The following is a 13298-nucleotide window of genomic DNA, read 5'->3' as shown; positions in this document are numbered from 1 at the left end:
ATATTTTTTATTTTAATGATAAAACCTTTCATCTAAACGAGTTTGAAAGCGTATTCATCCATTTGTGTAAACCTTATGAAAATGAATCTTCATTCTAGTTAATGAATGATTTTTCTCTTCATTCAAAGCACATTAGATATCACATTTGATTCTCTGAACTAAAATAAATATTGGAAATTTCTCTTCTTCATTATCAGAAAAGAAGCGCCAAAGAATCCAGATAACATCGCGTTTTTCTATAATAATTTTCTAAAAAAATAAAAATTGTTTTTTACATTTTTATTCTCTATAATGATGTCTAAGAATTAGTCACGCTTTTTTCGTCGAAATGAGCTAAAATAGACAGAAAACGCTTAATTGGTCATTTCTTTTGCTCAAACTTGATTATTATATATCATTAGATCGAACTATAGATGGAGGTTATTATGAAAAATCATTATCTAGATCAGAGAATACGGTTAAAAAAAGGCAATCTAAGTGAAACGGAACAGAAAATTGCTCACTATTTTGTCCATTCTGACGAAATGCTTTCAAGGAAAACATTAGAAGATATGGCAAATGATATTGAAGTTTCACAGTCATCTATTTATCAATTCGTAAAAAAAATCGGCTACAATGGCTTTCAAGATTTTAAAATCGATATTGCCCGCAATTCGAATTACCAGCCTGCTTTTCAAAATTTAAATATCAATACCGGTGCAGATGATATCTTGCCTGAAGATTCCAGCATCGATATCGCAAAAAAAGTTGTTCAGTCTAATATCTACTCATTAAGCAATTCTACTCATTTTTTGACAGAAGAGCTTTTAGACCGTGTATTGACGATTATTTATTCCGCTAAAACCTTACATTTTTTTGGTCTGGGAGGCTCATCGATCGTCGCCTTTGACAGCTTCCACAAATTTATCCGAACAAAATACCGCTGTAATTATATTTTCGACTACCACATGCAGCTCAGTTTCGTTACTAAGCTAACCAGTGAAGATTGTGTGTTTATTTTTTCTCATTCCGGCCAAACCAAAGAATCCGTCAATCTCGCTCGACAAATCAAAAAGACCTCAGCAAAGATCATTGTTTTAACAGGGAATAGCGGTTCCGAGCTAGTTACTTTAGCAAATCAAGCAATCATTGTTTTAACTGAGGAAACCTTATTTAGAACAGAATCACTCGCCTCGCGGATCAGCTATTTGACAGTGATGGATATTTTATATACCAATGTTATGCATCATAATTACGATCAGAATATTGAATCGATCAAAAAAATCAGAGATAATATCAGTACGACGAAGACGAATCCTTATAATTTTACGCCTTGATGAGATGGAAGTAATCGAATCAGATCTAGCTGCTGCATTTAGTAGCATATCCTGATTTTAAGAACTACTAGTTCTTCTAGACAAATCAAAAAAATCCTGAATCTGGTTTGATTCAGGATTTTTTATCCACACATTTTTTTCATTATTATATTTTCTGACATAAGTTCCAAGCAATATATCCCCTATGTGTTTACACCGTTCTCTGGAGATTTTTTGGGTTTCTATTCATCAACAGTTATATTATTTAACTTTTTGAACGTAGCCAAACTATCTTCATCACCAAAAAAACAACCCAATAAACAAAAGATTATCCTTTCTTACTGAGATCGTTCTTTTATTACTGCTTTTATCCCCAACAAAATACCATAGCACATATCATGTCCCGATGTATGACCGACTTCTAACAGTCGGTCGATTTTTGCTGCCAATTGCTCCATTGATTCGTTTCTATCTAATGCTCTCCAGACATCCATCACGACTGAACTCACATAGTTAGCAAGCAATGCGTAAAAATAGTTTTCACTAATGCTCGTTGTAGCTTTTATATGTCTCTTTATCTGCTCTGCAACTATCGAAGCATCAGGGTGTTCATAGGTTTTCAGCATAAATAAATACCCTAATAAAATATCATCGCCACTAGGCGTCAAGCCTTTACCTCGTCCAGTCAAATAGGTAACGATCTGCGCCCAGTCTGTTACTTGATTGGACGCTAGTTGTGAAAAATAGCCTACTTCTTTGACTCCTATCGACAAGCCAATAGTTGCCTCTAGATTCTTTATTTCAAGTAGTTCCTGTAACTTTTGAAGTTCCTCGATCTGGTAAGGAATCGACTGGATTTTCAACTCTACTTGATTATATGGTGCCAACTGAATCGTTTGAATCCCATACTTGCTGTATACAGTCAACGAATCACGCGTCAATTTGACTAGGTTTCCTTTTTGACAATACGGTTGAAGCTGGTCAAAATTAGTCGTCGATAATTTCAAGCCAAAGCTGGATAAAAAATTTTCTGTCGCTGTGACATTGATCAAACGATCATTTACAGCTATATTGAATGAACGGTCAAAAACACTATGGATCTTGCCCATTTTTCCAAATACATTCAATGTAGCTAAATATGTACTGATACTTGTTTGTTCTTGCATTTACTTCACCTTCTTTAAAAAAAGAAAGAGTGAGCCTAGAGGCTGAGACAAAAGTGTTTAGCTCCGAGAAATAAGAAGGAATTCACGAAAATTGTTCTACAAATTTTTGTGAATTCCAGCTTATTTCCGAGGGAGCTACTTTTTTCTCGCCGTTGATTCGGGTTTAGAGAGCGAAACAAAACTGATTTTTAGTTTTGTCTTACTCTTAGCCTCTTTCTTTCAACTTTTATCTTAAAATATTGACTTTTTTATCGACTTTCACTGTCACCTTACCGTTTTTGATCACGTAAGAACGTTCTGGGAAATCGATCAAGGCAGTTGCCACTGCTTTTGTATCTAATAATACTAAATCTGCTTTTTTGCCGACAGCTAAACCATAATCTTTCAAGCCTAATGCTTTTGCAGGGTTTTCAGTGATCATCGGTAAAACGGTTGGCAGGTCATCTGCTCCGCCAAGGTGTCCCACTGGAACAGCCAACATAGCGATTTGGATCAAGTCGCCATTGCCGTATGGTGTAAAGCCGTTGCGGATATTGTTGGTTGCTAAAGCTACATTCACACCTGCATCACGTAATTTACGAATCGGTGTGACTGCACGACGAACATTGTATTGATCATTTCGTGCACCTAAGTGCAGATCTGTAGCAGGTAATGGCATCACGTTGATTTGCGCTTTGACCATTAGATCGATCACTTTAGCTAATTGTTCTGGCTCCATCGCATGAAGCGCAGTCAAATGTCCAACTGATACACGACCTTCGTAGCCCTCTTTGATGGTTTTTTCGCATAGATATTCGATTGACGTATTATCTGCTTCATCCGCAAAATCTTGGTGTAGATCGATATCTTTATCATACTTCTTAGCGATCTCAAAAATCAAGTCGATATGTTCATTCGCTGGTGCATCGTTATAAGGGATTCCTCCAACAACGTCTGCGCCCATTTCCATTGCTTCATACATCATTTTTTCAGTTCCTGGTGCTTTGAAAATCCCTTCTTGCGGGAATGCGACTACTTGCATATCGATCAAGTCTTTGTATTCTTCTTTCAATTTCATGATCGTATTAAAACCTGTAAAACCTTGTGCCGGATCAAATTCTGCATGGGTTCTAACAGCTGTTGCCCCATGGCTGATGATCATTTCTAATGCTTGTTTGGCACGGCTGTAAATATCTTCTTCTGTAAAGGTCGGTTTCAATTTAGCCGTTACTTGAATAGCTTCCTGTAAGGTACCAGATTTGTTTGGCTCTCTATCTGCGATCAAAGCTTTGTCCAAATGTATATGACTTTCCACTAAACCAGGAATCAACACTCGACCATCTGCTTCGATCACTTCTTTGGCATCTCCAGTGATTTCAGGGGCAATTTCAACGATTTTTCCATTGTCGATCGCTACATCTTGTAACGCTTCGCCATCTTTAATACGTGCTTGTTTGATCAATAAATCCATTTTTTCCACTCCTTATTTTGTTTATCCAAAAATAAAACCAATAACTAATAGAATAACTGATGCAAGACTCAACCATTTCACATTTCCTTTTACCACATCTAAAATCGGGATTTGGAAACCAGAAGACAATGCCTGCATCGTAATGTTTACGAAACTCATTTGACTGCCTAAACCGACACCTACCGTCACAAAACCTAGCGCCAATGGCGGGAAGCCTAATGACACAGCAACTGGTAAGACTAATGTCAATACCGAACCAACATAAGCTCCTGCCGGAATTCCGATTAAGATACCTGTTAAGATCGCTACTGGCACTACGATAAACTCAGGTGCATTTTGAGCAACTCCTGCAATGACAGCAAAGGTTCCTGTTTGAGCGATCACATTGATGAAGGCTAAGAAAATCCCAACTTGGAATAAACGAGTCAAAATATACGTTGAACCATCAACCATGGCTTCGACAGATTGATTCATCGTAAAGTTTGTACATAAGTAAACCAAGGCCAATGTCAACACCATATAGACAAGCGGTGTAAAGAAAGCAAAGCCGATCAAGTCATTCACAACAGGGCCAAAAATCACAGCGAATAATAAGAAAATAGCCGGTAAGGTGATTTTGAATAACTCACCATTACTTTTTTGTTCATACTCATCATCTTCTGACTCTTTAAAGCCGATATTACGATGTTTCGTACCCCAAAAGGCTAAAACGATCGCTAAAACAACAAATAATAACCAGAATGGACGCATTTGTGACACATAAGAAGCCACGCTGACATCCCCTAATTTTGACACAATACTTGATTCTAGAGAAGCCGGCGACGTTGTAAACGATACTGCGGCAGCTAATGACATCGCTGCAATCAGCTCAGGTACAACACCCACAGCTGCAAAGGCTAACGGCGCAATGACCATTGCACTTCCGCCGCCGATCCCTGACATATAGGTTGCTGCTGCTAATAGAATAACGATAAACGCTGAAACATATTCTACTTTTCCTTTTGTTCCGCGTTTTGCTAAGGTCAAGGCCGCTGAATAACTACCGGCTTTAAATACAGCCATCGCAACAGCTGAGTTGATGATCGGTACAGTGATACTCAACATAGATGGAATCGTCTCCAGCAATTGAGTATTGGCGTCTGCCAGACTGATCCCGCCAATGATCATGGCTAAAATCCCAGCAACTAAACCGGCAATGATCATATCCACTTTTTTGAACAATAATACTAGCACTAAAATCAATGGTATCAATACTAAAATAGCTTTAAATCCAGTTGGTGCTACGACTTTATCCATTTCTGCCGCGTACGCACTGATTCCCGATAATCCCCCAATAAAAATCGAGAATAAAAGAAACATCATTTTCTTTCGTATGTTCATCGTTCTACTCCTTCTTGTTCTTTTTAGTTAACAAACGATTTTTGTTCCGTAGCCTTTTGGAATGTTCCCAAGGTTTTCGATAGAGGTGATGACGACTTCTCTGTCTTTTCGATCTTTGACAAAGCCAATCGCTGACTCTACTTTCGGCAACATACTTCCAGCTGGAAACTGGCCTTCTGAAATGTACTGCTGTGCTTCTGAAACCGTCAGTGTTTCCAATTTCTTTTGATTTGGTTGATTGAAGTTCACATAGATGTTATCAACACCTGTCAAAACAATCAAACGCTCTGCTCCAATTTCCTCAGCTAATTTTTGAGCAGACAAATCTTTGTCGATCACGGCCTCTGCTCCAGCCAACATTCCTTTTTCATCAGAAACAACGGGAACACCGCCGCCGCCGACACAAACGGTAATAACATCTGCTGCGATCAATGACTGGATCGCTTCTTTTTCGATGATTCGTTTTGGTTCTGGAGACGCGATCACCTTACGGTAGCCGCGCCCAGAATCTTCTGCGTAAATGCCTTCTCCTTTCTTCACTTTTTCATCTGCTTCCTCTTTTGTATAAAAAGGCCCGATCGGTTTTGTTGGTGTCGTAAATGACGGGTCGTTTTTATCCACTTCTACTTGCGTCACAACACTGACAACACTTTTTTCTACCCCTTGTTTCTTTAATTCATTTTGAAGCTCTTGTTGGATCCAATAGCCAATACTGCCTTCGGTCATCGCAACATTTGTATCTAGTTTCATCATCGGTGTTTTTTCAGAATCACCCATTTTTTGCTGGATCAGCAAGTTCCCCACTTGCGGTCCATTTCCGTGACACAAGACAACTTTTTCTCCTTGTTTGATGAATGAAGCGATCTCAGCCGCTACGTTTCTAACAACCTCACGTTGTCCTTCATCTGTCGGAATTTTATCTAAAATGGCGTTTCCGCCTAATGCAATCACGTTCAGCACGTTTTCTTCCTCCTATCAGTCGACTGTGATACCTAACTCTTTTGCATACGCTTCTAATGCTTTTTCAAAACAAGCGAGAGGTGCGCGGACAGTTCCTGCACCGATTTGGCCAACACCGGCATCTTTATGTGCGATCCCTGTATTGATCACTGGTGTGATCCCTGTTTCAACGACTTTACGAATATCGATCCCTAAGCAAGTTCCTTGGAAATCCCAGGTTGGAATCGTCCAGGTTGGATTGTGTGTATCGCTGATTTTTGCCATTTCATTTGATGTCTCAAGCGCATCTTGGAAACCGCCCGCACCAACGAAACGAGTAACACCAGGCGCTGCAACCATTGCCATACCACCAACTCCGACTGTTTCTGTGATCGCACTGTCACCCATATCAGGGTTGCCGTCTTCTTCTGTAAAGCCAGTGAAATATAAACCTTTAGGTAAATTCACTGGTGCAGTAAACCATTCATCATTTGTTTCAGCAATACGAACTCCAAAATCCACACCATTTCTAGCAAGTGTCGTTACGATCGTACCTTTAGCTTCTTTTCTTGCTGTATCAACGATCGTTTTACCTGCTGCCATCATGATATTCAAGAAGAACTGATCTGTATCTGCCAAGAATTTCATGACATCAAAGCGGTCTTGAACATCCATATCGACCAAAATGATATAAGGAGCGATTTCACGTAAGAAATTCAATGATGCTGCAAAGTTCCGTTGATGGAATTCATCTCCCATCGTGATCGAACGAGCGATCAATACGCTTAGGTTGATGCCATCTTCACTTTTATTCAACGCTTTTGAAAGTGTTGGTCCTAAAACATCACGCAGCCAGTTCAATCGTGTGATCACTTCTTCTGAGAAGGCGCCAAAACGCAAGACTTTTCCGATACCTTCATTCATTGTACAGTAGCCGCGTGTGCCATCTAAGCGGTTTTCCACGACAAAGACCGGCATATTTGCTGATGTGATCCCGCCCATTGGTCCTACGGCATTCACATGATGACAAGGGATAAAGCGGATCTCATTGTTTTTGATCATTTGACTAACTTCGGCTTCATTCGCTGCCCAGCCTTCAAAAATTGCTGCACCGACCACAGCACCTTTCATAGGACCCGTCATTGCTTGCCACTCGATCGGAGGCCCAGCATGTAAGATCGTTTTTTGTGATTCATTCAGTTCTGGAATCACTGTTTTCGCTAACACAACATCTGTCAGGAATGGTTGAGCATTTTTGATTTTTTCGATCACTTTTTGGTTTTCGCGATCGATTTCTTCTGCATGATCTTCTAAAGCATTTAGAATTTTGATCATTTTCTTATTGCCGTTAGCTCTTGGTTTCCAGTTGAATTGTTCAGATTTACCGTCGAATTTTTGAATCGATTCATTGAAACTTTGTAAGCCAACGTTGATGATTCTAGGTTTTGTATTCAATAGTTCCATGACTTTTTCACTCGCAGCTGGAACAGTGATCGTTTCACCTTGATAAGAAACAACTGCTTTGTCTGCTTCTGACAATGAGATGCCTTTTAAGCCTAAAGCAAGACGAACAGCTTTAGCGTTACTTGGTGCAACTAACACGTTGTTTTCTTTTAGTTGATTCACTGCTTGTGCATAGTTTTGAGGATCATTGTTTGTGCCTACAACAGTTGCAACAAAATACAGTTCACGTCCATTCGCAGCAGCTTTTGCTTGCTCTTCTTTGATGACAGGAAGTAAAGCGCCGACCATATCTTCGTGAGCGCCATAGCCAAGAACGAAATCAAGTAAGATCACGCCAGTTTTTTGGTCTTCTGCATACTCACGGATTTTTTTGATGCGGACTTCCGGGTCGATCATTGGATGTGGTTTGCCTTGTGTATAAATATCATCGCCTAGATCGATCACATCGTAGCCATGTGATTTTAAGACATAGCCTTCTTTTTTCACTAAGCCGTCTAACCCTAATGCTTCTGAGATCAACATACCAGCTTCAGCCGCTAAGGTACCGCCAGAATACAAACCAGTGATGACTTTTTCTTCACTTAATGCACGAACTTTCGGCATTTCGATTTCTTCAAAGTAATTGGCTTTGATCGCTGTATCATTAGCTAGATCAACAGCGATTTGGGCTGTTTCTTCTAATGTATGAGCTAAATAAACTTTGCCTTCATGAGCTGTTGGTTTTTCACCTAAGAAGATCGCTACAACTGGTTTTGATATGCTTTGTAATAGTTGAACAACTTCGTCACGTACTTCTTTTGCAGGTGGTTTAGAGATAACACAGATCACATCTGTTGGTTCGTGATTTTCTAATGCAACAATGCCATCTTTCATTGTCACTGCCCCGACTTTATCGCTCAGATCACGTCCGCCAGTACCGATAGCATGTACAACACCGCCGCCTAAACGATCGATGATCGTTGTTACTTCTTGGATTCCTGTTCCGGAAGCGCCAACTACACCAATATTTCCTGGCGTGATAACATTTGTGAACGCGATCGGAATACTTGAAATGATTCCAGTGCCACAATCTGGTCCCATCATCAACAGGCCTTTTTCATGTGCTAATTTTTTTAATTTCACTTCATCTTCAACTGGGATGTTGTCCGTAAATGAAAAGACATGCAGTCCATTCTTTAGAGCGGTTTCCATCTCAGCGGCACCATATTCTCCTGGAATACTGAATAATGCCATATTAGCATCCGGTAATTCTTCCAGTGCTTCTTTCCATGAGGTTGATGCACGGTCTTTTTCATCTGCACCCTTTGAGGATAGATCACTTAAAAATTTATCGACCTCAGGCAATACTTGATCCATGATCGTCGGTTCATCACTATCGACAACGATCATCAGATCATTTGGTGAAGCAGCCTTTGCTTCATCTGTCAGAAGTGCTGTGTTTAGTAAAATGTCTTTATTGGCATCTGTCCCCATCATCAGTTGACTCATTTTGACAGCAGAAAGCGCATTAATTTGGTTGGTCAACAACATCAAGTTAATGGAATCTTGGTAATTATTTTTTAAAATTACTGTGTTTAACATATGTATCCTCCTATCTCCTTAATACATTTTTATTGTAATCCAAAAATGAATGTGTTTTCATCGGACAATATTCTAAAAAAATGATATAATTTTTATCCATATAGGGGAAAAAGGTGATTTTAATGAAATTGAAGGAACTTTTGTCGATCGGAGACTTAAAAACGAGTAAAATTTTAACGAAAGAGATCGGCCTGGAAAATGAAGTGGAGTCAGCGATGGTTCTTGAAGCTATCGATATCGAGCAGTGGAGTAAGAAAAATCAGCTGATCCTAACTTCTTTTTACGCATTCAACGGACAATCAAATGAATTATTAGAAGAATTTTTTTCAAAGATGCAAGTCATAGGTGTGAGTGGTTTAGTCGTCAAAATGGATCGTTTCATTACAATGATCCCTGTTTGGTTTATTGATTTATGTTTCAAATATCAAATCCCATTGATCAAGATCTCTCAGGAAGTTAGTTATGAAAAAATCTTATTGACCATTTATGAACCTTTACTTAATCATCAGACGCATATCTTGCGCACGTATTACGAAGTACGACAGCGGTTCACGAAGCTGGAAAAAAGCTTTCCCTCACTTGAAGCGATCATGCAGGAATTTTATCAGATCATCGGTAGTCCCTGCAGCTTGAAATTGATCGATAAGCATATCGAAATCAATTTCGGGGAACAAGCAAAAGACGGGATCGTCTTATCGCGTGAAGCTGTCACAAATGGTGAGTTCACTAAAAATGATTACTCTCTTTTACAGCTTTATTCGCAATCAAGTGTCAAAACACAGCAAGCACTTGAAGTCAGTATTTTTAACAGCTATTCATCCAATTGTTTATTATTGGTTTATTTAAATGAACCTGAGATCAAAGAAACTGACCTTGTAATTATCGAAAATACGATCGATGTGCTGCAGGAAAAATTCAATACAGAACGTTTATTGAAAAAAGAACGGTATACTCGTTTAAATAATTTAGCGGATGCGATTCTACAAAATACACCTGCTAACCCGGATGAATTGGAAAGCTTGCTGTTGGAAGCCAATATGAGTTTATTTCCCTCCTATCAGGCTGTTGCTTTTTCAACTCGCTCAACAACGATCCAGCTGATCAAAGAAAAAGTCCTTTCTTTATTACGTTCTCTGAAAGTCCGCTCTATTTTTTTCGATCAGCATAGTTATTCCGTCGTTCTTTTTAATTTTGATGGAGCAAACGGCAGCATCACTAAGGAACAAGTCGAACATCTTTTAGCGAAAACACTAGAGTCAAATCCTGATCTTTCTTTGGCGATCAGTAATGTAAAACCCAAACATGAAATCAAAGAAATTTTGATGGAATGCTTAGATATTTTACGGTTCAACGAAGAATTTTACAGCGATGCGATCGTTAGTTTAGCGGATATCGGCATTTTCCGTTACTTTATCCAAAATGAACAGCTAAATGAAATGGATACCTTTGTTCCTGAATCCTTGCAGCAGCTAGCGAATAGCAATTACGACCTTTTTGAGACCTTTTACCAATTTCTAAGAAATGAACGTAACTACAAACAAACAGCCGAAGCGATGTTTTTACATTCGAAAACGATCCGTTACCGGTTAAATAAAGCCGAGCAACTGCTGGCGATCGATTTTTCTAATCCCTTGCAGCTATTGAATTATGAGATCGGCACATATATTATCAAAATGAGGAGAAAAGCCCATGAAAAAAACACGCCAATTAGCTAATGGCGCAGCTGTAGACATTTATCTGCCAGAAAGCATCGAACCAAAAAAAGCGATCATTTACTTTCACGGCGGTGGCCTCATCTACGGTACGAAAGCTGATCTAACAGAAGAGTTAAAACAAGTCTTTTTAAAAAACGGCTTTCAAGTGATCGCCGTTGATTATTTACTTGCACCAAATACAAGCTTACCAAATATCTTGACTGCACTTGAAGAAGCCATTGGACTATTGAAAGACGAAGTGATCCAGTCTCGTCCCTTTGGTTTTTGCGGACGTTCGGCAGGCAGTTTTTTGATGTTGCAATTAGTTAAGCGGGGACTATTACCTAGACCTGATTTTTTGGTCAATTTTTACGGATATACAGACCTATCATTTATTGATACACCACGTCATTTAATCGAGCAAACCATTTCTGAAAAAGAAATCCAACAAGTGGAGCAAAAGGAGAATGTCTGGGATGATCCTTTTTTGAATAGATACCTTCTTTATCACTATGCTGTTCAACAACAAATGATCAGTAAATTTTATGGCATAAATGAGGAAACTATCCATGAGTTCGCCATCACAAAAGAAATGCTGCAGACATTTCCTCCTTGTTTCAGCAGCGCCAGTAGTTCTGATGAAGAAATCCCGTTTCGCTACAGCAAACTACTTGGAAAAACGATTCCTAATAGCAGATTTGAACCTGTTTACTATCTGGAGCATGATTTTCTTAAGCTTTCACAGGACAGTCAGGTACAAAAGGTGCTTAAACATTTAGACAACTGGTTAACTTCCGTATTATAATAACGTATTGGTCGTTGATTTGATGTCACCTCGGATCAAAGATACTTGAATTCTGGAGGGTCTCACTATGTATTCAATGCTAAAAAAAATTATTACAGAAAAAGATATTCAACGGCAGATCCTATTATTGGAGCAGTTGTTGAATCAGCAAACCATTACCGCAAAAAATCTGTCAGCTACTATAGGCACAACAGAACGAACGATTTTTTCAGATTTACAATTGATCCGTGAGCAGCTTCCATTGGGTTGGTCGATCGAAACGGACAGCTCTGGTATTCGTTTGGTGAACGCCAGCAATGCACTGACGAATGATATATGGGAACTATTTTTAGACCAGTCTGTCAGTGTCCAACTAGTCAAAGAACTATTTTTCACTAAAGAATTGGTGACTCCTGTGTTTCTGCAAAATAATGGTGTTTCGTTGGAAACCTTGAAACGCCATACAAAAAAAATCAACAAGCAGCTAAAATCCTATCATATCGAAATCAAATTGACTGCTTCCAGCGCCCAGCTATTGGGTGAAGAAAGTGCCATACGGATTTTTTATCATCGGCTGCTCGTTCCTTTTACCCACAATAATTATTTTTTCACAGATTATGCGATCCATGAAGAGCATTATTTCCTGTTTCTAAAAAAAATCAACCGCTCGTCGGTTTCTGTCGATACTGAACAAATTTTTGGTGCCTGCTGGTTTTTTATCAATACGATTCGTATCAAAGCGAATTGCCGTATCGAAACATTTCCATTTGAGCAATCAGATACACTGTTCGCTTTGTATGCCCCCCACTTAGAGGATTTGTATGCTAAAGAAGGGATCTATTTACAAGGAGAAGAAATATTTTTTGCCTTTTTCTGCTTTTTAGAAAGCTGGAACTATGATAATCACTACGGTACGCAATTAAAGAACGTTTTTAATCAACAGTATGGTTCACTCGAAACAGCTGTACAATCATTTGTTGCCCATTTAGCTGAAGAAATCGAGCTGCCAAGATTAACTGCCACACCATTAGCATCTAATTTAGTTTTGTTACTGATCAAATATATTGAATCTCCTGTTCTGTCTGAAATGTTTCAACTGGAATATCAAGAATTGATTATGAGCAGACAGAATCAATGGCTGGATTTTAATACGAGAAATCAACAATTGTTAGCCATTCTAGGTTCAGAAGCGGCGATCCATTACTCAGATTATTTTTTCAATTTAGCAAGTTTACTGGAGCAGCAAGCGATTTTTTCTTTGCAGCCTCATATGCTGACTATTTATTTTATTTACCAAGGCGAGCCAGCCTGGAAAGCTTTTTTACAGCAGGAATTGGCCGATTATCTTGGTAACCGCGTAATATTAAAGGCAATTGAATGGACTGAGTTAGCGCAAATCCAATTAAATGAGACGGATCTTCTTGTTTCTAATTTCCCGTTGGAACAGGTCGCTCATCCTGTTTTCTATATCTCTTCGATCCCAACAAAAAATGAGCTCCATCAATTGAAGGAGCTCACTTTAGATCCGTACCTTTAAAGTAGTGA

9 protein-coding genes are annotated in these 13298 nt (G+C 39.0%); 4 read left to right on the top strand and 5 right to left on the bottom strand.

Features of this window, described 5'->3' with window-relative positions; all coding sequences use genetic code 11:
• Nucleotides 1–425: 425 nt before the first annotated feature.
• Nucleotides 426–1316, top strand: a complete 891-nt coding sequence (locus tag IGI58_RS10145) for a MurR/RpiR family transcriptional regulator (protein ID WP_225533415.1) — start codon at nt 426–428, stop codon at nt 1314–1316.
• A gap of 317 nt (nt 1317–1633) precedes the next feature.
• On the opposite strand, the gene IGI58_RS10140 is transcribed toward IGI58_RS10145, so the two are convergent.
• From IGI58_RS10140 to fdrA, 5 genes are all read right to left on the bottom strand, one after another.
• Nucleotides 1634–2461 carry a DUF2877 domain-containing protein gene (locus IGI58_RS10140; RefSeq protein WP_429953518.1) on the bottom strand — a complete coding sequence of 276 codons (828 nt, stop codon included), beginning with the start codon at nt 2459–2461 and terminating at the stop codon, nt 1634–1636.
• A gap of 226 nt (nt 2462–2687) precedes the next feature.
• Nucleotides 2688–3911 (bottom strand): amidohydrolase family protein, encoded by a 1224-nt coding sequence (locus IGI58_RS10135; RefSeq protein WP_176372821.1) that lies wholly within the window; start codon nt 3909–3911, stop codon nt 2688–2690.
• Nucleotides 3912–3932: 21 nt separating this feature from the next.
• A complete protein-coding gene (locus IGI58_RS10130; protein WP_422389715.1) occupies nt 3933–5270 on the bottom strand; it encodes a citrate transporter in 1338 nt (445 codons plus the stop codon).
• 48 nt (nt 5271–5318) lie between these two features.
• A complete protein-coding gene (gene arcC, locus IGI58_RS10125) occupies nt 5319–6251 on the bottom strand; it encodes a carbamate kinase (protein ID WP_429953519.1) in 933 nt (310 codons plus the stop codon).
• Between the two features lie 15 nt (nt 6252–6266).
• Entirely contained in the window at nt 6267–9275 is a 3009-nt protein-coding gene (gene fdrA / locus IGI58_RS10120) for an acyl-CoA synthetase FdrA (RefSeq protein WP_429953520.1), read from the bottom strand.
• A 122-nt stretch (nt 9276–9397) separates the two neighbouring features.
• Between fdrA and IGI58_RS10115 the strand changes: the two genes are divergently transcribed.
• The 3 genes from IGI58_RS10115 (at nt 9398) to IGI58_RS10105 (ending at nt 13290) form a co-directional block, all read left to right on the top strand.
• Nucleotides 9398–10990, top strand: coding sequence for a PucR family transcriptional regulator (locus IGI58_RS10115; RefSeq protein ID WP_087640706.1), 1593 nt, complete (start codon nt 9398–9400; stop codon nt 10988–10990).
• On the top strand, nt 10965–11774 hold the full coding sequence (locus IGI58_RS10110) for an alpha/beta hydrolase (RefSeq protein WP_429953521.1): 810 nt from the start codon (nt 10965–10967) through the stop codon (nt 11772–11774). Before IGI58_RS10115 ends, IGI58_RS10110 begins: the two co-directional genes overlap by 26 nt.
• Nucleotides 11775–11850: 76 nt before the next feature.
• On the top strand, nt 11851–13290 hold the full coding sequence (locus IGI58_RS10105; RefSeq protein WP_429955320.1) for a helix-turn-helix domain-containing protein: 1440 nt from the start codon (nt 11851–11853) through the stop codon (nt 13288–13290).
• Nucleotides 13291–13298: the final 8 nt, after the last annotated feature.

Origin of the sequence: Enterococcus sp. AZ020, assembly GCF_050499205.1 — a bacterium.
In the GTDB taxonomy this organism is placed as follows: Bacteria; Bacillota; Bacilli; order Lactobacillales; family Enterococcaceae; genus Enterococcus_L; species Enterococcus_L dunnyi.
This window is presented reverse-complemented; position numbering and strand designations above follow the sequence as displayed.

What these genes read in the sequence shown, in the direction of transcription:
- IGI58_RS10130 (WP_422389715.1), bottom strand. Translation starts at nt 5,270, where the DNA reads ATGTTTCTTTTATTCTCGATTTTTATTGGGGGATTATCGGGAATCAGT.
- IGI58_RS10105 (WP_429955320.1), top strand. Translation starts at nt 11,851, where the DNA reads ATGCTAAAAAAAATTATTACAGAAAAAGATATTCAACGGCAGATCCTA.
- IGI58_RS10135 (WP_176372821.1), bottom strand. Translation starts at nt 3,911, where the DNA reads ATGGATTTATTGATCAAACAAGCACGTATTAAAGATGGCGAAGCGTTA.
- IGI58_RS10115 (WP_087640706.1), top strand. Translation starts at nt 9,398, where the DNA reads ATGAAATTGAAGGAACTTTTGTCGATCGGAGACTTAAAAACGAGTAAA.
- IGI58_RS10145 (WP_225533415.1), top strand. Translation starts at nt 426, where the DNA reads ATGAAAAATCATTATCTAGATCAGAGAATACGGTTAAAAAAAGGCAAT.
- fdrA (WP_429953520.1), bottom strand. Translation starts at nt 9,275, where the DNA reads ATGTTAAACACAGTAATTTTAAAAAATAATTACCAAGATTCCATTAAC.
- IGI58_RS10110 (WP_429953521.1), top strand. Translation starts at nt 10,965, where the DNA reads ATGAAAAAAACACGCCAATTAGCTAATGGCGCAGCTGTAGACATTTAT.
- IGI58_RS10140 (WP_429953518.1), bottom strand. Translation starts at nt 2,461, where the DNA reads ATGCAAGAACAAACAAGTATCAGTACATATTTAGCTACATTGAATGTA.